Source organism: uncultured Psychromonas sp. (assembly GCF_947489755.1).
Classification (GTDB): domain Bacteria; phylum Pseudomonadota; class Gammaproteobacteria; order Enterobacterales; family Psychromonadaceae; genus Psychromonas.
This window is the reverse complement of the sequence record NZ_CANLFB010000032.1, coordinates 1-25,719: the sequence shown is the minus strand read 5'-3', so window position 1 is coordinate 25,719 and position 25,719 is coordinate 1. Positions and strand designations below refer to the sequence as shown.

Annotated in this window: 22 protein-coding genes; 11 read left to right on the top strand and 11 right to left on the bottom strand. The window is 36.5% G+C overall.

What is annotated here, in order from left to right:
• The first annotated feature begins 133 nt into the window (after nt 1–133).
• From Q0794_RS15105 to Q0794_RS15085, 5 genes are all read left to right on the top strand, one after another.
• Entirely contained in the window at nt 134–640 is a 507-nt protein-coding gene (locus Q0794_RS15105; RefSeq protein ID WP_298943269.1) for a DUF3087 domain-containing protein, read from the top strand.
• The gene (locus Q0794_RS15100) at nt 640–1,269 is read left to right on the top strand and encodes a LysE family translocator (RefSeq protein ID WP_298943267.1); all 630 of its coding nucleotides are present in this window, start codon (nt 640–642) and stop codon (nt 1,267–1,269) included. Before Q0794_RS15105 ends, Q0794_RS15100 begins: the two co-directional genes overlap by 1 nt.
• Before the next feature lie 133 nt (nt 1,270–1,402).
• Nucleotides 1,403–1,957: a hypothetical protein gene (locus Q0794_RS15095; protein WP_298943265.1), complete on the top strand. Its 555-nt coding sequence runs from the start codon at nt 1,403–1,405 to the stop codon at nt 1,955–1,957.
• A 355-nt stretch (nt 1,958–2,312) separates the two neighbouring features.
• Complete coding sequence (locus Q0794_RS15090) at nt 2,313–3,218, top strand: EamA family transporter (RefSeq protein ID WP_298943264.1); 906 nt, start codon at nt 2,313–2,315, stop codon at nt 3,216–3,218.
• Between the two features lie 310 nt (nt 3,219–3,528).
• Nucleotides 3,529–4,176: a peroxiredoxin-like family protein gene (locus Q0794_RS15085; RefSeq protein ID WP_298943262.1), complete on the top strand. Its 648-nt coding sequence runs from the start codon at nt 3,529–3,531 to the stop codon at nt 4,174–4,176.
• Between the two features lie 383 nt (nt 4,177–4,559).
• Here Q0794_RS15085 and Q0794_RS15080 read toward each other — a convergent pair whose 3' ends face one another.
• From Q0794_RS15080 to ung, 4 genes are all read right to left on the bottom strand, one after another.
• A complete protein-coding gene (locus Q0794_RS15080) occupies nt 4,560–5,648 on the bottom strand; it encodes a Preprotein translocase subunit SecY (RefSeq protein WP_298943260.1) in 1,089 nt (362 codons plus the stop codon).
• Nucleotides 5,649–6,021: 373 nt separating this feature from the next.
• Nucleotides 6,022–6,696, bottom strand: a complete 675-nt coding sequence (locus Q0794_RS15075; RefSeq protein WP_298943258.1) for a 2OG-Fe(II) oxygenase — start codon at nt 6,694–6,696, stop codon at nt 6,022–6,024.
• A gap of 404 nt (nt 6,697–7,100) precedes the next feature.
• On the bottom strand, nt 7,101–7,640 hold the full coding sequence (locus Q0794_RS15070) for a hemerythrin domain-containing protein (protein WP_298943256.1): 540 nt from the start codon (nt 7,638–7,640) through the stop codon (nt 7,101–7,103).
• Nucleotides 7,641–7,789: 149 nt separating this feature from the next.
• Nucleotides 7,790–8,440 carry a uracil-DNA glycosylase gene (gene ung / locus Q0794_RS15065; RefSeq protein ID WP_298943254.1) on the bottom strand — a complete coding sequence of 217 codons (651 nt, stop codon included), beginning with the start codon at nt 8,438–8,440 and terminating at the stop codon, nt 7,790–7,792.
• 370 nt (nt 8,441–8,810) lie between these two features.
• On the opposite strand from ung, the gene grcA reads away from it, so the two are divergent.
• Nucleotides 8,811–9,191, top strand: a complete 381-nt coding sequence (grcA, locus tag Q0794_RS15060; RefSeq protein WP_025565887.1) for an autonomous glycyl radical cofactor GrcA — start codon at nt 8,811–8,813, stop codon at nt 9,189–9,191.
• Between the two features lie 147 nt (nt 9,192–9,338).
• On the opposite strand, the gene Q0794_RS15055 is transcribed toward grcA, so the two are convergent.
• The 6 genes from Q0794_RS15055 to Q0794_RS15030 all read right to left on the bottom strand — a co-directional run bounded on the left by Q0794_RS15055 (nt 9,339) and on the right by Q0794_RS15030 (nt 18,281).
• On the bottom strand, nt 9,339–11,663 hold the full coding sequence (locus tag Q0794_RS15055) for an EAL domain-containing protein (protein WP_298943249.1): 2,325 nt from the start codon (nt 11,661–11,663) through the stop codon (nt 9,339–9,341).
• Between the two features lie 680 nt (nt 11,664–12,343).
• Nucleotides 12,344–13,372, bottom strand: coding sequence for a methionine synthase (locus Q0794_RS15050; protein ID WP_298943247.1), 1,029 nt, complete (start codon nt 13,370–13,372; stop codon nt 12,344–12,346).
• Nucleotides 13,373–13,468: 96 nt separating this feature from the next.
• Nucleotides 13,469–14,461, bottom strand: a complete 993-nt coding sequence (locus tag Q0794_RS15045; RefSeq protein WP_298943245.1) for a DUF1852 domain-containing protein — start codon at nt 14,459–14,461, stop codon at nt 13,469–13,471.
• A 633-nt stretch (nt 14,462–15,094) separates the two neighbouring features.
• The gene (locus Q0794_RS15040; RefSeq protein ID WP_298943243.1) at nt 15,095–16,915 is read right to left on the bottom strand and encodes a protein adenylyltransferase SelO family protein; all 1,821 of its coding nucleotides are present in this window, start codon (nt 16,913–16,915) and stop codon (nt 15,095–15,097) included.
• A 526-nt stretch (nt 16,916–17,441) separates the two neighbouring features.
• Nucleotides 17,442–17,843 carry a hypothetical protein gene (locus tag Q0794_RS15035; protein WP_298943241.1) on the bottom strand — a complete coding sequence of 134 codons (402 nt, stop codon included), beginning with the start codon at nt 17,841–17,843 and terminating at the stop codon, nt 17,442–17,444.
• 120 nt (nt 17,844–17,963) lie between these two features.
• Nucleotides 17,964–18,281, bottom strand: a complete 318-nt coding sequence (locus tag Q0794_RS15030) for a hypothetical protein (RefSeq protein WP_298943239.1) — start codon at nt 18,279–18,281, stop codon at nt 17,964–17,966.
• A gap of 725 nt (nt 18,282–19,006) precedes the next feature.
• On the opposite strand from Q0794_RS15030, the gene Q0794_RS15025 reads away from it, so the two are divergent.
• From Q0794_RS15025 to Q0794_RS15005, 5 genes are all read left to right on the top strand, one after another.
• Complete coding sequence (locus tag Q0794_RS15025; protein WP_298943237.1) at nt 19,007–19,492, top strand: hypothetical protein; 486 nt, start codon at nt 19,007–19,009, stop codon at nt 19,490–19,492.
• Between the two features lie 42 nt (nt 19,493–19,534).
• A complete protein-coding gene (locus Q0794_RS15020) occupies nt 19,535–20,551 on the top strand; it encodes a hypothetical protein (RefSeq protein WP_298943235.1) in 1,017 nt (338 codons plus the stop codon).
• Nucleotides 20,552–21,178, top strand: coding sequence for an NADAR family protein (locus Q0794_RS15015; RefSeq protein WP_298943233.1), 627 nt, complete (start codon nt 20,552–20,554; stop codon nt 21,176–21,178).
• A gap of 624 nt (nt 21,179–21,802) precedes the next feature.
• Nucleotides 21,803–22,714 (top strand): bile acid:sodium symporter, encoded by a 912-nt coding sequence (locus Q0794_RS15010; protein ID WP_298943231.1) that lies wholly within the window; start codon nt 21,803–21,805, stop codon nt 22,712–22,714.
• Nucleotides 22,715–23,099: 385 nt separating this feature from the next.
• On the top strand, nt 23,100–24,212 hold the full coding sequence (locus tag Q0794_RS15005; RefSeq protein WP_298943229.1) for a PQQ-dependent sugar dehydrogenase: 1,113 nt from the start codon (nt 23,100–23,102) through the stop codon (nt 24,210–24,212).
• Between the two features lie 356 nt (nt 24,213–24,568).
• On the opposite strand, the gene Q0794_RS15000 is transcribed toward Q0794_RS15005, so the two are convergent.
• The gene (locus Q0794_RS15000) at nt 24,569–25,456 is read right to left on the bottom strand and encodes a DMT family transporter (RefSeq protein ID WP_298943227.1); all 888 of its coding nucleotides are present in this window, start codon (nt 25,454–25,456) and stop codon (nt 24,569–24,571) included.
• Between the last annotated feature and the right edge of the window lie 263 nt (nt 25,457–25,719).

The window sequence follows — 25,719 nt, the reverse complement described above, 5'->3', positions numbered from 1 at the left end:
AGTGCAATTTATTGATAAACCAATCCAATTTAATTCATTAAGCAAATAATTTAATTCAGGAATCTATTTAAGTTATCAGTTTATTGAGTTATAAATGTTTACTCTTCGTTTTATAAAGGACTACATTACGCCCATGCAACTTATTGAAATCGATCCAGAGCGTTATCGTAAACGTTTAAATAAAGTTATCTTTGCTTGCATTGGAGTATTAAGCATCGGCAGTTTAGCCATAAGTCAGCTACTTATCTTATTAATCCCTTCTCCGACAGGAAGCCATTTCCACTGGAACTTGTTAGGTGTCGCAATAACCGCCATCTCGGTTTTCATTATTTTATCCAAACTTAGAAAACATCCTTTTTTCTACGAAGTCAGTTACGTATGGGACTTAAAACAAGCGTTAAATAAAATCAACCGTCGTATGAAAAAAATAGAATCAGCAGCGCAACGAGGCGATTACGTTGCCATGCACATTTTACATTTCAGTTACTGCGGTTCTCGACAACTATGGCAATTAGATAACAACACATTAACCATTAATCACCTGACACATCTTGAAAATAAACTACACGAACTAGCAGAAACACATAATGTAACGCTAGATGCCACTCTTTATAACCCATCACAATTAGCGAGCTACTAATGCCTATTTTACATATCGAAGCGTTTTTAATTGCAATCACTATTTTAACTATTACCCCAGGTTTAGACACGGCATTAGTGATTCGAAATACCACCCGAGGTGGCGAAAAAGATGGTTTTGTCACTAACATCGGTATTTGTAGTGGCCTGTTTTTTCACGCGGCATTATCTGCTGTTGGTATCTCATTATTATTATCACAATCACCGCAACTGTTCCAAGGCGTGAAAATGATTGGTGCTCTGTATATATTATATTTAGGGGTACAAGGTCTTAGACACAGCTTTTCAGCAACAGCAAAAGATCCAGAAACGATTAATGTGAATGGTAGCTTTAAAGCCGCTAAAAGCTTTAGAGAAGGCCTACTTTCAAATGCCTTAAATCCTAAAACGGCTATCTTCTACTTAGCTTTTTTACCGCAGTTCATTAACCCTGAATATTCTGCCTTCATGCAATCATTATTGATGGCTGCTATCCATTTTGTAATCGCACTATGCTGGCAAGCATTTATTAGCCGTATGATTGTAACTGCGCAAAAACGTTTTGATGGTGGTAAAACACAATTGATGATGGAACGACTAACTGGCGTGGTATTGATTGGTTTGGCCGTTAAGTTGTTAATGGAAGATTAAAAACCATAAGCATTGCTTGTGTAATGCTTATATTTAATCATTATCTTAGTTAACTTTTCGAGCCTAATCATTCTCTTAGTCATAGTCACAGCAAGAGTCATAGCCAAAAATAAAAAAGTGGCTTTGAGGTAATATGCAAATAACGTTAGTGAGACATGGTAAACCTACTGGTGCTGTAAACCCTAAATTGACAGCCTCCGGTTTTGCAAAATGGGTGAAGCATTATAAGTTGTCTAAAGTCGATATCAGTAGTTTGCCTCCCAAGCCACTAATTGATTCATTGAAATCACATTATATTATTTCAAGTAACTTACCTCGAGCCATTGACTCTGCTTATTTATGTGTCAACAAAGCGCCCAATTTAATCCTAACGCAAATAACAGAAATGGATATTCCCAGGTATAAATGTCCACTGATATTAAAAGCTTATACATGGCTTATCATGAGCCGAATTTTGTGGATGCTAGGTTTTAACCGAAAAGTTGAATCGTTTAAGGCAGCTAAAGTACGAGCTAAAACGTCAGCCAACACATTATATGCATTAGCAATACAACATGAGAACCTTGTTGTTTTTGGACATGGCATGATAAATAGATATATCGCGAAAGAACTAAAGAAACAAGGCTGGAAGAGCACGTCACAAGGCAAAGGATACTGGAGTACTATTACTCTTAGGCGCGACTCCTAGCCATTATTCTTAGCGGTTACTATCCACTTTTATTCTTAACAATCTCCGTTAATGATGATTGAGGTTAAATAAGATACTGACACAGTAACTAAATAAACAGGATGAAATGGTGCTAGCTTATTTGACCACTTCCTATCAAAAAATGACCTATAAAAATCACTTTAAGTGTTCACCCTTTCAATACGTAACGTATTGTAGCCCAAGCAAAAAATCAATGTTTGCTTTCCCAATGTGGCCTTAACCACAAAATGAAACAATGTTTTATTTATTACTGATATAATTACAAAAAATAGTTTAATGTCGCTCTTCTTGTCCACTTCAAATACTTCTTATCGCACACAAGTAAGGATATATTTTGCAGCAAAAATTTGCCTTTAAAGCAGAACTTATTTTAGTCCTAGTAACCATTTTAGCAGGCGCGGGTTGGATATTTTCGAAAGAAGCGTTAATGGGAATGACACCTTTATTTTTTATCTCTATGCGCTTTTTTATAGGTGGACTTGTTTTATTATTGATCGGTCATCGATACTTTCGTGGTGTAAAATGGCAAGAAATTAAACCCATTATATTAATCGGTGCAGTGATGGCGATAGCAATGCTGTGCTGGGTTATGGGACTGTATCAAAGCTCCAACGTCGGTGTTGGTGCTTTTATTACCTGTATGGGCGTTGTGTTTGTGCCTATCATTGGTCGTTTGATGTTTGGTGATCGACCTGCCATGAGTATTTGGGTTGCCTTACCTTTTGCGATCATCGGCTTAGGTTTTTTAGCCCTGAGTAATGGCTTAAACTTTGAAATTTCACATCTTTATTTTTTAGGCACCGCTATTGCTGTTGCCTTTCAACTTAACCTTCTATCACGATTTCTACTACGAGTTCATTCGCTAGTATTAACGAGTGTGCAACTAACCACTGCAGGTATCTTATTATTAATTGTTTCCTTATTAACGGAAACATTACCAAGCAGCATTAACGTCGATATTTTAGGTTGGCTTTTAGCGAGTGCATTAATTGCCACTAGCTTGCGTTACTTATTACAAATGTATGCAATGAGTTTAACCCCAGTGAGTCATGCAGCTGTGATAATGAATTTAGAACCCGTATGGGCAGCTATTTTTGCAGTATTCTGGTTTGGTGAAATAATGACATTAGGGCAAGTCTTCGGGTGTTGTTTAATCTTTATCGCAATGCTAATCAGTCGTTGGTCGCAAATAAGAAAAATATTTAAACATAAATACAAAATTAGACTTAAACAAGAATAAAGGCCCACCAATTAAATACCTAATAAATTTGAAGGCGGATAAATGATTTAGCTTTCAAATTTACCCTGCTAATATTGTTGCGTCTAACGTAAAATAATAACTTCTATTCATCCTATTACTACTCCGTATTGTTGACTATATTATTGGCCATATTGTTGGATGTATTGTTGGATGTATTGTTAACGACATTGTTTTCTTACTCACTTCCTGATAGTTTATTGAACACTTGTTCTTTTAATTTTTCTCTACGTATTATTTATCTATTAAAAGAATAACGTCTTATTTCCATGACTCAATTAGGAACCATAAAATGACTACTTTAAGAGAACAAACTGACGCTAAAATTGCCGCTGGCCGACAAGGTAATCCTGACTTTATGAAGGGCATTGATGACGTCATTGAACAAGCAAAATCGTTTAAAGAAGGCAGCAACGCACTTAAGTTAGGCCAACAAGCTCCCCGCTTTAAGCTACCTAACCAACAAGGCAATATGACATCATTAGATGACTTATTAGCAAAAGGTCCAGTAATAGTTACTTTCTATCGTGGTAGCTGGTGCCCTTACTGTAACCTTCAATTAAAAGCCTTACAGTCACGTTTAGAACAGATTCATGGCTTAGGCGCACAGTTAGTGGCTATTAGCCCTGAAGTACCAGATGATTCATTGACTAAGAATGAAATAGACGAAATGAGCTTTGAAGTATTGTCTGATCAAAATGCTGATGTGGCCGCTGAATTCGGTGTTGCTTGGAAAGTGCCTGACTTTGTATTAGAACACATGAAAGTAGATCGACACCTTGATATTGAAAAAATCAATAACGGCAACGCAAATATTATGCCGATTCCAGCCACTTTTATCTTAAATAAAGAAGGTGAAGCTGTGTGGCGTTTTGTAGACGTTGATTACCGTGTTCGTTCAGAGCCTTCAGATATTATCGATGCCTTACAAAGGCTATAAGCATTGAACCTATTAAGCAAACCAAAATAGAGTGGAAAGTGATATTAATAAATAGCGTTAGCTGTTTTTGTAAATGCCACTTTTACTCATAACCTGTTTTAAAAATCAGTCCTTCTCATTAATAAAATAAGCTGCTCTAGCGAAAGAGCACAAGAGCAACAACCTTTATTATTATAATACACATGAGCCTTCCCTAATAAATACAGACAGGCTCATACATTACTATTCAGCAGCAACTATTCTATTCAGCTATTCTACTCAATTATCGTATTCAATTATCACCGTTCACTAAAATCAATACAGATTAAATGGATAAGTATAACGGTGATATTAATCTAATTAACTAACTGATTAATGGATAAGTAACTAAACGATTCTATTTATTAAGCAGCTTGTTCGACGTCCAATGCCGTTGCTTTAATTTCAGCACTCTTTTTTTTGGTCATGTTTGGCAACATTTGACCTTCCCACACAAAGTGACGATTCGCTTTTTGCCTAATGAACCCCTGTACCAATAGAGTAGTAAATAGGTGATCCGTGTCTTCAGTATTTAAAGCTAACTTGTCTGATAATGCTTTCTTTGAGCAACGTACTGTGCCATTGCTGAGTAATGAAATAGCTTGTTGTAATAAATCTTCACTTCGAGATATCGCCGCTACTTGCTGTTCATTTTGCTTATTATAAAGCGCAAGATTAGTTTGCTCATTTAACGATGCTTTCTCTTGCTCTGCCTGTTGTCGTTTTAAAGTACGAGAGAAACGCAACTCTTCACCAATTAATCCAACGAAGAAAGCGGCAAATAAATCTAATAAAACTGACAGAAAAATTACTAATGATAGCTGTGCTGTTTTATTCTCTATATTCAGTGCTGTCGCAACGCTACCGATTAAGCCTAATACAGAACCTTGGCTTGCAACGGGTTGTTTATCACGTTCAATAGCCAGCGCTAACTGTTGTTCACGTAATTGAGTATTCTCTTTTTGAATACGCGCAACACCCGTAACGATACGATTCAACTCAATATACTTTTCTGCAGCAACATTATTAAGTGCAATCTGTTTATCAATGGCTGCTATTTGAAAGTCAAATGCAGCTTTTTTATTATTTTGCACATCAAGGTGACTTTGGGCGGTATTGGTTGCACTATTAATACCACCAATACTGCCACCAATAGAAATAATGGCTAACACACTGTAAAAAATAAACGCTGAAAATGCGGCGCTAATATTGCGTCTTGCTAATCGCTCCCCAAATTCATACCAAGCAAAAAATTTTCCTAGCTCGAATATCACTGCCAATGAGCCAAATAAAAATTGCATCCAAAATCCATTATCAATTGATAAAAAGAGTAATAATGAAAAGATGATTGATGCCAAGATAGATGCACCGGTAAAACTATAAACGACGGTCATCGCAAAGGGACCTTTTGCATGGCGAATACGTTTTTTAGATTGAGTCGATATATTAGTCATGAATTACCTACTTATGATTATTGATCATTGCTCAAATCGTGAGAGCCTTGGTAATAGCTAACAAAGCAGATCAATAAGGACAGAAATTGGCGCGAATTGTAGAGAGGCTTTTATCGAAAAGCCAGTAATGGCAGGCATTAGATGAATAAATAAGTAAATTATCAATGTTTTGTTTATTTTTCATACCGATTTAAAACAACAGAGTTTCTAACACTATTATTAACTGTGTCATTAGCACCACTTATTTAGACAAACTGGCGTAATAGAATAACTTGGATTCAGAGCATAATGACACAAGCAGAAATAAAACAGCACCTTAAGTCACTTAAGGTGCTGCATATCGAAGAGAAGTAACGGCGCGACATAATAAAAGTTAGCGTGGTGGATCAACGCGATCAGTGACCGACGTATTAACACGAAACCACCCCGCTATCGAATAACGATCTCGGTTAGCCGCTAATACCTCATGCGGAAACTCTTCACTTAAAAAAGCAACAATTGTCCCCATTAACGGCACCACTTTAATCCCTTCTTTATCATGGTCACTTTTATATAACACCAACTCTCCCCCATCGCTAGGTAACCAATGACTATTAAAATAAACAACCACAGATAACACGCGATTAGATTCACCTTTAAACGCATCATAATGGCGTTTGTAATAGTCACCACGGCTATAATGAGCAAAGTGACTTTCAAATGAAAATAAGCCTAAAAATAAACGTCGATTTAAATAACTCTGTAATCCAGATATCCAAGTTAACCAATCTTGTCCTGCTTGGCTTTCTCCGGTTATCCAACTAATAGCATCAGTTCGAACGAATTCATTTTGTAAGTATTCCTTACCTCTACCAATCCCTGCATTTTTAAACTTATCTGCTTCCATCATTTGTTGATGGGTAAATAAGGTTTCAGTCAGTGCTTCAGGTAACGCGGTTGGCATAATACTGTACCCACGTTTATCAATGTCTTCTGCAATAAGTGCAAACAATGAATCATCATTTGAGTTATTACCAGTAAACTCACAAACATTTTTTAACGCTAGCAAAGTGCAGCCCTTTTTTAATGGTCTAGTTAAGAATAATCTATTAATTGATAACGCTTAACCAATGAAAACCTACTTAATAAAAATGATAGGTAAATTGGTTTTGTTATTCATCATATTGGTAGAAGTCATGCTCACTCTAAAAAGATAAAAATATCAATTTAGACGAATAAATACTGGAATCTTTGATGGAAAATAATTAACGCTAAACAATTATTTTATTGCGTTAACTACTCTTGATATCTCGAAAGGTGTGAGATCGCATAGTGACAGCTTTTTAAAATAAGAAAAGCTTTATTATGCTGTTATTGTTAAATAAAAAGGCACTGTCTAGTTAGCTAAAAACAGCTAAGTATATTGACTAAAAACGAGGCTATTGTAAGACAACAGCATCATTTTTGAGCGTATTAACTCACTTGAATGTGTAAAGCGAGTGCTTTAAATTGATCGCTAATATCCTCACCAAATAATGGATCTACATATTCTTTATGCTGCCATTGCAGAGCCAAGTGCGCCCAATCATCTTCTGTTAAACTACGTTGAATAGCAGGTAATATTTGTGTTTCTTCATAGTTTAAATGCTGTTTTTGTTTACTCACAAAGGCCTCCATTTTTTCTATAAAGGCTTCTTTGGGTATAATGGCATCCAACAAAATCATATTAATCATGTCATCTAATTCTGCTGTTAGTACTTTTAACTGTTTATGATCATCCTCTAAACGATTGGCAACTTGATCCGTCACTACTCGGTATTTTAGATAATAAGCATAAATAAGATTTTCCATCGGATGATGGTATTTATCGGAGTAATTTTTAAGATAATCAGTAATAGATTTAAGCAGTTGGTAATCGACTTCTTTATCTAGTGTTAATGACACAATATTACTGTCTATTATCTGCAACAACTGCATGATATTTTTATGGTCTTTATGAATACGATTAAGCATGTTAATTCCCATCTATTGATAAAAGAAGAAGTATGATGACTCATAGACAATATCTGAAATGTCCTTAGCAACTCCTGCGCAAAATCAATAAATAGGTGTTAAGCATTAAGAAATAAAAATTCAATATAAATAGTTTGAAAAATAAATTGTTACCAATTAATCGCTTTATTTCCTTGTTCAATAAGTAATTGATTGGTTTTTGAAAAGTGTTTACAACCAAAAAAACCACGGTACGCAGACAATGGAGAAGGATGTACAGCGGTCAAAATATGATGCTTAGATGGGTCAATCATCTTTGACTTCTTAATGGCATAACTGCCCCATAATAAAAAAACAACGCCATCGGTTTCCTGATTAATATGTTCAATAACGTTATCAGTAAACTGTTCCCAACCTTTTTTAGCATGGCTACCTGCCGCTGATTTCTCAACGGTCAGCACCGTATTTAACAGTAATACACCTTGTTTCGCCCAATGCGTTAAATCACCGTTGTCTGGTGTTGTTTTCCAATCTAAATCATCTGCGAGTTCTTTATAAATATTACGCAATGAAGGCGGTAATTTTGTACCTTCTTGCACAGAAAAACTCAGTCCATGTGCTTGCCCTTCCCCGTGATAAGGATCTTGCCCTAAAATCACCACTTTAATGTCCTTTAACTCGGTTAACAAAAAAGCATTAAAACGCTTTTCAGAGGCAGGAAAGATGGTTTTACTCGCCTTTTCTTCTTGGTCTATAAACAACTGTAATTGTTTAAAATAACTTTGCTGCTGCTGCTTTTCTATAAAATCTAACCAAGACATAACTATCTACCATTCAATAATTTTAAAAACAAAATATAACATATAAGCAATTGTTAAATATAAACTTTATTTTTTACATTTGGATAACAAAAACAATATTAATGAAAAACAAGCAGTTACAAAATTGCTTTGATATTGCTCAATACAAATACGAATAAACCACTATTAAAGTAAGTGATTAGTGTTGTATATCACATATAAGCGGCCCTATAATCATAAGTAGATTAATTAACCAGCAGCATTAGATATTATTTATTGCTCGCTATGCTTAAACGGTTTTACACCATTTTATTACCAAACTGTATGACTAAACTGTCTTACAAAATAATGGTACTAAACCGTATTAATAAATAATAATTAAGGAAATATTATGGCTTTAGGTATTCAAATTACTGAATCAAATAACACTGCGTTATTAAACTCGTTTTGGTTATTAGATGAAGAAAATGCACAGGCGCGTTGTTTATGTGTAAAAGACAATGCATACGCTGAAGATCAAGTTATTTCTTTAGCTGAACTCGGTGAAATTAAATATAAAGAAGTAGCGATTGAAGCGCCAAAAGCACAAGAAGGTGGTCAACACTTAAATGTGAACGTGTTACGTCGTGAAACATTAGAAGATGCTGTAAAACATCCTGAAAAGTACCCACAATTAACAATACGTGTATCAGGCTATGCAGTACGTTTTAACTCACTAACACCAGAACAACAACAAGATGTATTAACACGTACATTTACAGAAAGCTTATAAACGTTAAAAAGCTATTGAGGGTAATCACTTAATTTATTAAGTACCTTTAAACACCTTTAAAACAAAAAGCCTAATAGCTTCCACTATTAGGCTTTTTTATCTGTACATAAAAATCATCTTATGTAGACCAACAATAAAAGAACTTTATTAACATCTAACATCACCGTCTTTAAATGAATAACCATTCTTTAACGACGCTAAAATCAACTCATCCATTTCTTGTGGTGAAATCGGTTTACTGAAATAAAACCCTTGGAAAATAGAGAGACCAAGCTGCTTCAACAAATCGAGCTGTTCCCTCTCTTCAACACCTTCAGAGACAACTTTTAAATTAAAGTTATCTGCAAGGTTAATAATCGACTTCACCATCATCAATGCTTGTTTATTCGTATTAATATCTTGCATGAAAGAACGGTCTATTTTGATTTCATCAATGGGTAAATCCCTTAAATAACTTAAAGAAGAAAAACCAGTACCGAAATCATCGAGAGAAACAGAAATACCAATACTTTTAAGCTGACATAGCTTCTTCGTTGCATCCCTAATATCTTTAATAAAGATAGACTCAGTCACCTCTACAATTAACTTAGTCGCGTCAATATCATAAGACTTAACAACGTCGATTATCTCTTCTGCAAAATGCTTTTGCCAAATTTGTTTAGCACTTAAATTAACTGAAATACTCAAACCTGCGGTCGCTGGTGACGCTTGCCATTTTTTCAGTTGCTCACATGACTGTTCAAGTACTTGCATCCCAATAGGGATAATTAAATTACTCTCCTCGGCCATTTCAATAAAAGAATAAGGGCTTAATAAACCTAACGTAGGATGCTCCCAACGTACTAAAGCTTCTGCACCAATAATTTGATATTCATTACAATATTTAGGTTGTAAATAAATACAAAATTCATGTTCATCGATAGAGTTGCGCATTGCTTTCTGTAATTCACCACTATAATTCAAATCATTTTGAGTGTCAGGGTCGAGAATAATCGCTTCATTACCACCATTGGCTTTTGCTCTGTATAGCGCCATATCAGCTAGTTGTAAAATTTTATTTTCAAGGAGATCATTAGACTTAAAAATAACCCCGCCCATGCTTGCGGTTACTGCGTATTCGATCTCAATATCTTGTAAGTCACTTTTTAAAGAAACAGACTCAGATAACAATGTAATTAATTGATTTGCATAATTTTTAGTATAAGTGGTTGTATCGTTTAAATCCTTATCAATAAGCGGTAAAATAACCACAAATTCATCTCCACCAAAACGAGATACCATTTCATTGCTCTGTCTATTATTAAGCAACTTTTGAGCAATAAGCGATAACAACTTATCCCCCATGTGATGACCATAACTATCATTAAGTAGCTTGAACCTGTCGAGGTCTAAAAAGAGTAAGGCACTGTAGGTGTTTTCTTGTTGGCTTTGCTTAAGCGTATTTCGCAAATCCATATCGAATTGAACTCTATTAGAAAGGCCTGTTAATTGATCATGATAAGCTAACTGATGTATTCTTTGTTGGTTACGCTTTTCCTGTGTAATATCAAGTACCAACCCGACGACTAAAGTAGGGTTATTATCTTTATCTCGTTCTGCCACTCGGCCTCTATCCCATACCCAAATAATTTCACCATCAGGACGTTGAAAACGATATTTGATATTAAAAGGGACATCGCCTTTTAATACGCCAGCAATCGCTTCATACACTCTGGCTTTATCTTCTTTAACAATACAGTTCTCATATTCTTGGAAAGATTGTTCACTGCTAGGAATACCAGACATATTTTCCCATTGTTTATTATGATTAACATGACCAGTTTGAGGATTCCATTCCCATAACCCTTCTTCCGATACATCTAATACATGCTGTAAACGTGCTTTATTTTTTTCCGACTCTTCTTTTAATTCGATGATTTCAGTGATGTCTTTAGCAAGCACAAATAGTCTTAATTGATTTTGTGCATTATAAAATGGAATTTTAATCGAATGAAAATGATGTCGTTTATTTTCATTCATATCCATAGAGATATCAAAGGCTTCTTCGGTTTCAAATTTGTCTAATATTGCCTTCGAATTTTGTTGAATTGCTTCAAATTGTTCTAAGTTTCCAGTGAAATCATAATCTGTTTTCCCAATCAACTCAGACTCTGTTGTATTGTAAAGTTTGGCTACGCTCCTATTACCATAAACAAAACGTCCATCTTCATCTTTTATAACAACAAAATCAGTAATATTTTCGAGGATATTATGTGTTACTTCTTCGCTTAAGCTGTAATGTTTATAAGCCAAATATGACACCAATAATAAACTAGTCATAATAACAATGAATATAATCAATAGACTAAATAGCAGACCAATTTGAATAGGCAAATAAACATGGGTCAAAAAAATAACAATAGAAGCGACACAAGCGATAGCAAACACACCTATATTCCTTTTTGTAGATGTCATCTCTACAATATTGGACATACCTAATACTCCATAAACAAAAGACAATGTTTTCACATAATTATTATACTATAGGTGCAAATGCACTATAACCTAAACTTTTTAAATAAATAGTATTAACATAATGGAAATCTTTTTTCTAAGGTCAGATTTGCAAGGGCTTTTAAATAAAAGCATGACTAATCATTCATATAACCTCGGTTCACATAAACAATTGTAATGATTACTGAAATTCAAATATTAATGACTTAATTGATAGGCCAAATAAGTTAATAGGTTAATAGATTAATAGATTAATAGATAAAATATAACCTCACTAATAAACAGTGATAGGTGAGAACGTCAATACAACGGGTATTGAGAAAGGCTAATGAAGCAGTGTTTGTTTTTAGGCCATCGGAAATAACTCTGTGTCACAGCACTTTTTAGTAATAGCTTTTTACTAATGGCCTCTTTACTAATGGGCTTTTTTATCGCCGCTTGTGGTGGGTAGCCGACATTCTTTTTAAAGGAATTGGGCCAGTTTATTTTACACCTGTTAAAGATAGAGTTTCTTTGTACGTATAACGCATCATACTTTTACAGATTACAAAACTACGTTTCGATTCTTTAATCGCTACTTGCTGACAGGCCGAAAACACTGCCAACAAATATAAAATAGACTCGACGAGCAGAAAATAGAAGTGAGAGGAGTTAAAAAATTAAGCAGAAAGCTCTTTTCGAACAATCGCGGCACCAGCGCTGAGAGCTTGTAACTTCCCTCTGGTCACTTCACGCGACAAAGGCGCCATGCCACAGTTAGTACAAGGATAAAGTTTGTCCGCATCAACATATTTAAGGGCTTCTCGTAAGGTATTCGCCACCTCTTCTGGCGTTTCAATCGTGTCAGTTGCTACATCAATAGCACCGACCATGACTTTCTTACCGCGAATAAGCTCAAGTAACTCCATCGGTACATGAGAGTTGTGGCATTCTAGCGAGATAATATCAATATTAGAGGCCTGCAGTTTAGGAAAGGCTTGCTCATATTGACGCCATTCGTTACCTAACGTTTTTTTCCAATCCGTATTGGCTTTAATGCCATAGCCATAACAAATATGCACGGCAGTTTCACACTTAAGTCCTTCAATGGCCCTTTCTAAACAAGCAATGCCCCACTCATTTACATCATCAAAAAACACATTAAAGGCTGGCTCATCAAATTGAATAATATCAACGCCAGCCGCCTCTAACTCTTTCGCTTCTTGATTAAGAATAATCGCAAATTCCCAAGCGAGTTTTTCACGGCTTTTATAATGATCATCATACAGCGTATCGATCATGGTCATTGGACCTGGCAACGCCCACTTGATTGGCTGATCAGTTTGTTGACGTAAGAACTTCGCATCTTCAACAAACACTGGTTTTTGTCGACTGACAGGCCCTACCACAGTCGGAACACTGGCATCATAACGGTCACGAATTTTAACAATTTTACGGTTCTCAAAATCAACACCATTAAGATGCTCGATAAAAGTCGTCACAAAGTGTTGTCGTGTTTGTTCACCATCGCTGACGATATCGATACCAGCTTGTTGTTGCTCGTGTAATGACACACATAATGCATCTTTTTTACCATCCAGTAAGACTTGATCTTGTAACTTCCACGGAGACCATAATGTGCCAGATTCTGCAAGCCAAGACGGTTTAGGCAAACTGCCTGCGGTAGACGTTGGTAATAATGTTTTCATAATCAATATTCATCCTATAGTCGGTATTTAGCACTTTTTATTGCTTCGATTTATTACTTAGCTTTTGGTATTTATGTTTATTACTTTATTGCTTCGTTAAGCTAAACAAGCTTGCTGGTTATAGCTGGCAGCCCACTGCTCAAACACAGCTTGATGAGGTTTAATGAAATGCTTTTCAGCAAACTTCCCCTGCGCAATGCCTAACTGGTTACGTTCCTCGCGGTCATACACAATATGCGTTAATGAATAATCTAAGTTCTTCAAATTAGGTTGATAAGTGTGCCCTGCCACCGCATTGGCATTATAAATTTCAGGTCGATAAATTTTCTGAAACGTCTCCATGGTGCTGATAGTGCTTATCAACTCAAGGTTTGTGTAATCATTCAATAAATCACCAACAAAATAAAAAGCCAACGGTGCAGTACTATTGGGAGGCATAAAGTAACGCACCTGTAAGCCCATCTTTTTGAAATATTGCTCCGTTAAAGAAGATGCATTAGGTAGGAATTCAACACCTAATACGGGATGTTGATTTTCAATGCGTTGATAGGTTTTAGTCTCTGCCACGCTCAAACAGATAACAGGCAGCTTATTAAAATGCGCTTTATAAGCAGGTGAATTCACAAAGGATTGAAATAATTGCCCATGCAATTCGCCAAAACCATCAGGAATACTAAATGACGGTTGTCCTTTATTATGCTCAGACAACAAAATACTAAAGTCATAATCTCGCACGTACGATGAAAAGTTATTCCCAACAATGCCTTCAACACGTTGATTGGTTTGATGATCCACGATATTCGTTTTTAACACCTCAACGGATGGAAAAGTTTGACCGCTATTTTCAATGTCTATTTCAACAGAAATAATCTCAAGCTCCACTGCATAACGGTCACCCTGTGGGTTATCCCAATGCGCTAACGCATTAAATCGATTATCGATCATCTTTAATGCATTACGCAGATTCTGTTGACGGTTTTCACCTCGCGCTAAATTGGCAAAGTTGGTCGTTGCACGTGTATTGTCAGTTGGCTGATAATGTTCATTTAAACACGTGCTTTTAATCGTAAATGTAAAATCTGTTTTCATCGTCTTTCGCTCCCATTCTTTATTATTAAATCTGCACACTCCCTGTTCTTTCAGGATTTTTCGTCAGCACATTTCTCATCAACTAATTCATAAACTTATTCGTAATATTGCTTAGCGTTATAAAGCAGTAAGTATTTTATACGTCAAAACAATCATGAATAAAAATGATTGATTTTCAAATAAACATGAAATTAATTAATGCAAGGTTTTTGAGTGTCAATAAAGCAGGCGTTAAACAGAGAGGAGAAAGGAGATGTATGAAAGTTTGATTGTTTAATTTAAGATTTAATTTGATTGGTTTAGTTTGATTGGTCTAGTTTGTACTCATTGGATTAATTGAGGCTAACGAATAAATACACTCCCGAAACGATACGTTTAAAATGAATTGATTAGATAATAAAGTCATTCGCGGCCAGTTTTTACCGCTTGTATTGTAGGTAGGAAGTATTGTGGGTAAGAAGTATACTTATGGTAAGAAAAAGATAGTCTGCAATAAGACGAAATACTGATAACAAACATAAAGCAGATTGAGCGAGCGCAGACGAGTTGACATAAAATCAAGCTCGTCCACGGCGCAAAACGTTCTAAATCAATAACAAGATTTACAACGCAGGTTTTGTATTAACTCAAAGATCACGACGAGCAACTAAGGTGTGAAACGCCGCCGACCTTGAAGAACTCAAGCGGTTTCAATTGGTAGTATTTATCTTCCACTTCCTGCGACTGTTCTGCATAGGGTTGTGTCATCACTTCCTGTAATTCTCGAATTAACGCGTAATCCCCGGTAGCTGCTTGCTGATAAGCAGGTTTAACAAACCACTCTCGTAAAATGTATTTAGGATTAACCAACTTCATTTGCTCAGCAACTGCATCAAGAGTACGGCCATTTGCATCACAGTCGCTGTTTAGCAGCACTTTCCATGTTGCAAACCACTCTATCCAACGCGTGTCAGTCTGGTGATTACCTGACTGGTCACTATTGTAGAAGCTTTTTTTCAGTGGACGAATATCGTTAGGCATCGACGATAGCTCGCGAAAGAAAATAGTATAATCGACAGTCGTTTGCATCATTAGAGTGAGTAGATCGTTAAACAATACCTTGTGCGCCGTTGGGTTTAATGTGCTAAGCCCCAACTTGGCAGCCCACATGCTTTGCATTTCCGAATCCATAACCGCCAAAAATTCACCTTGAACCTCGTCAAGTGCTAGTAAATACGCTTTATGATCAGCTAGTAACGGACGTAACGCCGAACAAAATGATTCAAAGTTGCTTTGCGCTGCTTTAGGTTGGTTCAGGAAAGAATAGTGATTACCGCCCCCTGTCCAAGGTTGATAATACGGATTAAACGCATCGCAAAAACCAAATGGACCATAATCAAGCGTGAAACCACCAGCGGCACAATTATCACTGTTAAAATTACCTTGGCAAAAACCAACGCGGATCCAGTTTGCTATTAATGACGTCAAACGACCACGAAACTCGCGCGCTAATAAGACGACTTTTTCAGGCGTGCTGAGCTGGCTATCAACAACATCAGCATATTCACGCTCAATCAAATGCAGTACTATTTTCTCAAGTTCTTGCATCGCATGAAGTTGTTCTTCAAGCGGAACGTCAAAACTATTACCAAGGGCGCCATCTTCACGAGTACGGCGAGCAAAAAGCTCAATTTGACCAACACGAATAAATGACGGCGCAACACGTGTCGAAATAGCCACCGCTTCAGCGCTCATCATGTCAGGATTCTCTGAACGAGAACCTTCCGTGTACCAATAGCGTTTTACTGTTTCAGTTTTTGAAACGTATAAACTTAACGAGCGTGATGTAGAGACGCCAAGAGCATGCATATGATCTTGCGCCAAAAACTCACGAATACTCGACCGTAAAACAGCGCGACCATCCGCCCCACGACAATAAGGTGTTGGGCCGCCGCCTTTTAGCTGCATTTCCCAACGTTGACCGTTAATCACCGCCTCAAGCACAGAAATAGCACGGCCATCCCCATATCCGTTACCGGTTTGGAACGGACATTGATGAGTGAATTCTGTCCCATAGATAGACAGTGCATATCCTGTCGCCCAACCGACCTTACGCATTGGCGCAGGTAACTGAGAAGTGTCACCAGAAAATAGTCGAACAAAATCAGCAGACTCTGCCATAGCGTCAGCTAAACCAAGCTCAGCAAAAAAAGGTTTACTGTGCGCAACATACTCAGGGTCAGGAATAGGCGTCGGTTTAACGGGAACATAATGTCCCGAGAAGACTTGTCGAGCGCGATGGTCGACACCGTCTTCTGTGGCATCAGGATCACAGTTGAGCGTGTCCATTAGAGAATAGTTTGCCAGCTTAGCAAAGTCGCTAAATGAAAAAATAGCAGATGTAGTAGATCGACTATTTTGAGTAGGTATAGCAGATACAGTCGAGTTGTTTTTCTGAGGCAGTCGAGCTGTCATAATTTTTTATACCTGGCTTCATAGAAATAATGGTTCATAGCGATAAATATTAATGCTTACTATCTTACCGCGATAAGTTCGAGAGTTCAGTGCTAATTGTAATCGTTTCATTAAATGGAAGTTAACGTTGGTTTTACTTTAAGTTTAAGTTTTACTTTAAATTAAAGTTGAGTTTTTCTCATCTGAGCTCGTTTGAGCAGCTTGATTTTATTGACAGTGGCTTTTCCTTGTCAGCGACTTTACTTTCTCCAAGCCAATGGAGAGTTTAAAAATATCAACAAGAATGCAGAGAGATTGGCACCAAGTCATTTTCTCTTTCCAATAGCTGATATTAAAAACTAAATGTGCGGATATTCAGCTTTTTGTAGTCTAAATCAAAGGACAAAACTTGAAGCCTTGAGCTTACAGTTAGGAAGCTCCAGTCAGAAGGGTTCAGTTAGCATATAAAAACGACATGACTAAAAAAGCACGGTCAATATTAAACACCTGAATTTATGAATGCTTCATCCTAGCCAGCCATAACAGTCTAATAAAGTGGGTGGTTTTCACATACGCTATAGTCAAAATCGTTAGGTACTTTCTGTAATAAGTCAGTTGCTTGAAAATATCCCCAAACAGAAAACAATATTAAGGAGATAGGTATTAATAGAAAGAATATTGACTTAACATTTCCTCTCCAACCTCTGAGGATCTTGGTGGGTTTATACACTTTCATTCCTTTAGGCGGAAACTGTTTATGCATTAAACCTTTGCAGCCAATTGGGATAGAAAAAACACCAATAATGAAAGCACCGAAAAGAGGTAAGCCTACAAAGATTGAATACCACATCACTGAAATACCGGAGTATCCGAACGGTGTATGGCAATGGACAGTACTAACGTACCAGTTAATAAAAGGTAAATACCACTTTTCATTAATGATTAACACCAGTACACCCAATAACATAGCTAAGCATATCCGCTTTATTTTTTCAGGTTTTGAGAACTCTTCTGCGTATTCGATAACGCTCTCCTTGAGTTAAAGCTAAACCTCATCCAGAGGCAGAAATTATAGGCTGTAAATCTTTATGGCATAAAGTGCCGCAAAGCCTAATAACAGTAATAGCACGACAGGTTTTACTCGTTGTAAAAGCAACGGTAGCCAGCTTGCTTTAATAATATAGATTGAAGTAATCACCATCAACACACCAGAACAAAAGGCAGCAAGCCCCCAAAACTCTGTAATATGTTGGCTCGCATACCATAATATATTCCATAGCCCCGCAGCGAGCAAAATAGCGCCAATAATAACGCGAATAGGTTGAGGACAACCTTTTTCCATTGGTGGAACAGCCACAAATAAACCAGCGATCATACACGCTGTCATTACACTTCCCATGGGTATCATATTATTCACTTCTGTTTGGATTAATTAGGTGAATCATTATATTTAACCTTAACAAGAAAACAATCATTGAACGACAGGAAAGCTTGCGATTGGTGAGATTGAATCAAAGTAGATGGTGCAAAGAGGCAGGCCCGATTGTTTTTTTAATCTGAATAAAAGCAGCCTTTTTAACGCGCCGCTTATAACACAACACTATCGTATAATTCGCAGCCTACCTTGCTAAAGGCAATCATTGATTCAAAAAAACTCAACGGGAGAATGGATGTAGCTGCATTGGGTAAGGCTTTATTATTAAATAAAAGCTTGATTTAATAATATTTGAACATAAATTTTTAATTGCCGTATTTCTGCGGTAAATACGGCAATCTGCCACATTTCTACATCACATCGTTTTTATATTTTTACTACATCTCTTTGTTTTATTGTAAAGAAAAGGTAAGGTTATAAGCATTTTTTAATCATTAACTTCTGCCGTATCCCCACTTAAATTATGGCATTTTTTAAGTTAGTTCTGCTGTTATGCGTCAGTGTTGATCTCAACTAAGGAGTATCATGCAAAAAGGTAATTCATACATACTTTTGGATGAAAGATGGAAACTTGAAGATTTCTCTATACTGACAAAAGAGTACATACAATTGTATGGTTTTTTTATGCCTTACGTTCAGTTGAGAGCAATCAATTTTCACAGTTAGAATTTGAAAGAATGCCTTGGTTAGGTGGCGGTAGTGTTGTTGGTTTCTTTAGCATAATGGTGAAACTTGTACCTCCCGAAAATAAACCAGAAGTGAAACGCATCCAATATGCATCACCAGGGTTTATTGAATTAACATTAATTTCAGATGTAGCAAAAGATATTGGTATTATTGTTTCATCTATATCTGCTTCTATTGCCAGTATCGCAGGAACTTACAATTTAATTTATTCTCAATATCAAAAACGTAAATTGACTCAGCTAAAGATTAAAGATCTAGAAGCTAAACAATTAAGAGAAGAAATTGTTTTTGTAAAAAACTCCATCAAACAGTTACATGAAAGTTTTAGTTTAACTAGTAATCAAGTTCAGTCTTTGCATAAAATATCGAAAGGCGATGAATTAGTTCAATTAAAAATGTTACTTGCTTTATACCGCAGAGCTAAGCCAATCGCAGAGTTACAAGCTAATAATAAAGCCAATTTCAAAAACGCATAACAAGAACTTAAAACGGAACAAAATCATTGTAAGGTGTTAATCATGACGAATGAAGAACTTTGTGAGAGCATAGCTGGTGTTATCTCTGGTTATAGAAATAATGAGTTTGGTGTTTATGATGCACACCATGTTAAGCGTTGGATAGAACAATTTGAAGTTCATGAAAGAAGCATTGTCCTGAAAGAGACAAATAAAATTCTGAAAAATAACTTTATCACTCAAAAATTGTTTAATAACTTTATTGAATCGGCAATTTCTTCTCCAAAAATTGCCGGAAATGACAAAAATAGCTTTTGGCAGAATGTTTCAATTTTGGAAATTCAGAAAAATGGAGATAGTCAAAAAGAATTAAATGAACTTTTTTGTGCACAATTAAAGGATGAGTACGAAGTAATTAATCCGATAAATAAAGCTTCAAATGAGTTTATATATCTTGATGATTTTATCTTTTCAGGGAATCGATTATATAATGATTTACAGACTTGGTTGACAGAAAAAGCTCCATCTAAATGTAGCATAACTATTATTACAATTGGCTGGTACGTATATGGTCAATATAATACTGAAAATAGGCTTAATAAATTATTAAAAAACATTGATAAAAATATTGATATTAAATTTCGCTCATTTGAAAGATTCCGTTTAGAAAATAGACTTTCTGGAATAAATAGATCAGAGGTTTTTTGGCCAACATCATGCATAGAAAGTGTTGATGAAATTCAATCTTATTTGGAAAGTAAAGATTATGCGCCTAAATTTAGAGTGCCCAACGGAATTAAAAATAGAGTGTTTTCACGCACAAGGCGTGAAGAGTATGAAAAAATAATCCTTAAGTATGGAATAAAAATCTTAGGTTTTTCACGTAATAATAATAAGATGGTGAAACCTCTTGGTTACCATTTCTTTAATGAAATTGGATTTGGTTCCACAATGTTTAGTTTTAGGAATTGTCCTAATAATAATCCTTTAGTATTTTGGTGGGGAGATCCAGAAGCACCTGCACACCGCCCATTCAGTAAATGGTATCCTCTAATGCAAAGAAATACTTATGAGAACTAAATGAATACTTATGAAAAAAAGCAATATGACATAAGAAATGTAGTTTCATTTAAGAAAACTACTGAGAAGTGGGGCGAGTTATCAAATATGTGTGCTGGTTTTCCTGTTTTAGTGAATGGAATTGAAATTAGAACTGTTGAGGCTTTATATCAGGCATGTCGCTACCCTCTTTTGCCTGATGTGCAACATAAAATACTTTCTCAGGGTAGCCCGATGACAGCAAAAATGGTTGGGAAACCGTATATAGCTCAAACTAGACCAGATTGGGATGAAGTCAGAATACTCATGATGAAGTGGTCATTAAGAGTTAAATTAATTCAGAATTGGGAGAAATTTTCAAACGTTTTACTTGAAACTGAAGATAACCCAATTGTTGAGTTATCTAACAAAGATGATTTTTGGGGAGCAAAGCCTGAAGAGGGAAATATATATATCGGAGTTAATGCTTTAGGCCGATTACTTATGGAGTTACGAGAACATATTAAACAAAATAAAATAACGTCATCCCATATAGTTTCACCTTTATATATTAGTAATTTTCTTTTGTATGGAAAAGTTATTTCTATTGTTGATTCATCACAACCTCCTTCCAAGCCTGAATCTCAATTAACTATGTTTGACGTTTAATCGGGTAGCCGGAGGTATCTAGCCTCCAACCGCACACCACCGTGCATGCGACTCCGCACAAGGAAAAGTACGGAACATCCATACATTTAAAGCAACAGTTAATAGGAAAATTAGATACTAATTGTGATTACATCCACTTCCCCGTTGAGTTTTTCTCAATCAATGATTAACTTCAGTAAGCTAAGGCAAGGATGCTGTTGCTAGCTCAGCTCGCCACGTGGCGTAAAGAAGGTAATTATTACTTTATTTCCAAAAGAGTAGATTAAAAAACGATCGAATGAGTTTCTTTTACGTTTTCTAGACATAACTTTTCTTTGTCCGTATAAATAACCTTATTTTTTCAGACTGTGAAACTAAGTTTCGGTTCTTCAATCGCTACTCACCGACAGGGCGAAACCTCTGTTGATAAATATCAACATATTCCAACGAGCGCAGACAAGAGAGGAGTTTACATCTAGGATCAGCCCTTATTTTCCCTCATATAACAATTTACCTTAAAAGCCCTCCCTCTCTAAAAAAACACAAATAATGCGCCATATCAAAACGACGAACTAAAACTCACGATATTATGGATATCATCAAGTTGTTCGTAAGTTATGTAAAATACGTAAATTAAGGGATTTTATGGATCCAATTATTGCTCAAACTGTTTCTCAAATTATGTTACCTGTCGTACTAGGATTGGTAATGTTAGGGATGGGGCTAAGTTTACAAATAAAAGATTTTAAAGCGGTATTAAAAGCGCCTAAAGTCGCGATGATTGGTTTTTTATTACAATTACTTTTATTACCAATATTGGCGCTGTTTATTATTAAGATGTTTGGGCTTAATCAAACCGCGGCGGCTGGGTTGTTTTTATTGGCATTATGCCCTGGTGGTGCGACATCAAACCTATTTTCATTTATTGCTAAAGGTAACCTGGCGTTAAGTGTTTGCTTAACCAGTGTGATGAGTATGTTATCGCCATTTATTATTCCTATCGCCTTTGTTGGCTTTATTCGATATAGCGGTAGCGCAGATAGCCAACTCTTTAACTTACCTTTATTGCCTGCCATCAAACAACTTACCATCGTCACCTTGCTACCAATAGTGATTGGTATGTGCATTCGTTATGTTGCCGATGCATGGTCACAGTCTGTTATTCCTTTTATGAAAAAGGTTTCAACGATTGCCATGTTACTGGTGGTGACGGCGCTTGTTTTAACAAACTTAACGATCATTCCTGCGATGCTTTCTTTACAGGGTGTTGCGGTGATAACGTTGTGTAGTTTAGCGTTAATCGTTGCTTATTTTATCGCTGGCAAGTTGAATGTTAACAACACCGATAGAAAAACCATTGCCATAGAAGTGGGCGTTCAAAATGCGGGCACCGCGATGATGATTGCCTTCACTATCATGCATCGACCTACACTCGCGACAATTCCTTTAATGTATGGGCTGTTAATGAATATACCTGCATTCATTTTTGTGTATTGGCTCCTGCTCTTAAATAAAGAGAAAAACAAAGTGATGATGCCGCTAAATGTAAACCCTTAAGCGAATAGTAAGACAGTATTGTGCTTGAATAGTAGTGTTAATCAGTTCGCTATAAAACTGAAAAATGATGGTGTTGGATGGAGAATAACTATAAATCCTTTTGTTAAAGGAATACTTAAAAAACCTGCAAACTAAAAACGGAACTCATCGTGCCCCTGCGCTCATAAAAATGACCTTTATCTAGTTCGTCATACACTTCGACGTCAAAACACTTATTTAAAAATAAAATTTGGACAACTAAACCTTTACGATATGTCCAAATCAAGCTTGTAAACTTATTTCTAAATTGCATAATGAAAGTGATTAAAATATAACCATTAATATTCAGCAACGTTTAGCGACATTTTATAACGACCGCCGACTCTCATGTATAAAAGGATAAACGATGAAATATTGGCAACAACTCCTATTCATTTCCCTCAGTCTGTTAGCAACTTCAGGTCAGGCTATGCAACCTCTTACTATCATTGAAGATACAACGCCTTACACAACAGAAACAATCTGGCCTGACATCACCATTCCTTGGGGGATGGTTCAATTACCTAATGGAAAAATGTTAGCAACAGAACGTTCAGGCAAGTTATGGTTATTAACTGAGGGAAAACCTTCAATTGAAATAACGGGTTTACCTAAAATACATTTAAATGGACAAGGCGGTTTATTGGATATTGCATTGCACCCTGAGTTTGCAAACAACCAGCTTATCTATTTCACCTATGCCAGTGAAAACGAAACAGGCAGCAATACTGCTTTAATGCGAGCGAAATTAGATGTTGAACATAATCAGTTAATTGACCAGAATACGTTATACCTTGGTGAAGGTGATTCAACCCGAGGAAACCATTATGGTAGCCGCATTGCGGTCACTGATGAATTTGTTTACTTTTCAATTGGAGACCGTGGACAGCGTGATAAAAACCCTCAAAATTTATCATTAGATGGCGGTAAAATTTATCGATTAAACCTTGATGGTAGTATCCCAACCTCCAACCCTTTTTATCAGCAAGCTAACGCTAAAAAAGCAATTTATTCTTATGGTCATCGTAATCCACAAGGGTTGATTACACTCGCTGATCGTAACCAAGTTTGGTCACATGAACACGGCCCAAGAGGTGGCGATGAGGTTAACTTAATTAAATCTGGTAAAAATTATGGTTGGCCTGTTATCGGCTATGGCACTAATTATATTGGTACGGATTATACCGATATCACTGAAAAAGAAGGCATGGAACAACCTAAGTTATACTGGGATCCTTCCATTGCCCCTTCTGGCATGGCGTATATTAGCAGTGACAAATATCCGCAATGGCAAGGTAAAATATTACTCGGTTCAATGAAGTTTGGACATTTAGTATTACTGGAAATAGACAACGAAAATGTAGTTAAACAAACTAAATTATTAGCTAACGTCGGTAGAGTGAGAAATGTGATTCAAGGTAATGACGGATATATTTATTTGGGTATTGATGGGCAAGGGATCTTAAGGTTAATGCCTTAAGTATTGGACATTCCATTTTTAATTTTGGTTCGTCTTTGCTCATCAAGGCTATGTTGATATTGTCGGCTTTGTGTTTCGCCCTATCCGCGACTTTACTTTCTCTGCGAGCAGAGAATCTGATATCGACAAGTGTGCAGAGAGGCTGGTGCCGAATGAACTTACAGCAAACGTCCTGTTTGCCGTTGATGAAAGGCATTCATAATTTGGGAAAGCTCAACGGCGGAGAAGTCGTAGCTTCATTTAGCATCGATTGAATCAATAACCACTTGATATTATTTACTTTAATGTATGAGTGGCCACAACTTTATACTATATATATTCAGTAAAAAGCTAAGTAAAGCTAACAGACACTTTAATCAACCAACAACCCGCTTACGCGTTAACGCTATCCCTAAAATGATTAATAACATCGCCCCTAGGCTTTGCCATTCAATGGCTTCGCCCAAAAGAAGCGCGCCAGTAAAATACGCCACGAGAGGAATCACGTAATTAATATACGAAAGAAACGTAGGACCTGCCGTGCCGACAACTGCAAACAAAAGAATGGTAGCAAACGCAGTCGGCCCGATACCTAACCACAACATGGATAACGAGGCGTTTAAAGAGTAACTTTGTTGCCACGGTAAATCTTGCCACAGCCAAAATGGCACTATAACAATACTGGAAATAATCATCACGCCTGCTGCTGTTACAACAGGATTATAGGAAGGCAATCGCCTCACCAAAATAGCATTTATCGCATAGCTAAAAGTGGCGAGTAAAATCAATAAACCACTCAATAAATTACTGTGAGCTCCTACTAACGACGGCCAAAGTACAATCACCACGCCAGTAATACCTAACAAAAAACCGAAGATTTTAAAGCGATTAAGGCTCTCCCCTAACACAAAATAATGAGCCAAAATCATGGTCGCCAACGGCATAAATGCCATCAACAATCCCGTAATACCCGAGCTAATATCTTTCTGGCCTGTTGAGATAAGTAGAAATGGCAACAAGTTCCCCATAACACCTAGCAATAAAAATACCGCCCAAGCCAACGGTTCCAAAGGCAAACGCCACCCCTTGGTATACATAAAGAGAGTTAGAATAACAGCAGCAATCAAGACTCTAAGAGAGACGATAGCCACAGGGGTAAAACTTTGCAGTGAGACAGCGGTAAACATAAAAGACGTGCCCCACAGCAAGATGAGTAACAGCAGAGAAAGCCAATCTTTAACAGTAGGAGTGTAGTTGTGAGGCATGTGTTTTATCCAATTAGCATGTTTAATAGGTAAATATTACTAGAGAATGATGACTAGAGAGTTTAACCGACAACCTCCCGCTTTATTGATAAATTTAATATAGAATAACAGAATACCTAGAGTATTAAATTCGTAACGGGTTGATTTTATTGTGATCAACTAATGGGTGTCCACAACTTTGTGTCAGGACTGCTATCTATTTTGGCTCGCATTTTATCCGTATACGAGATAGTTTTTCCTTTAGTGTTTGTTTCAAACTGGAC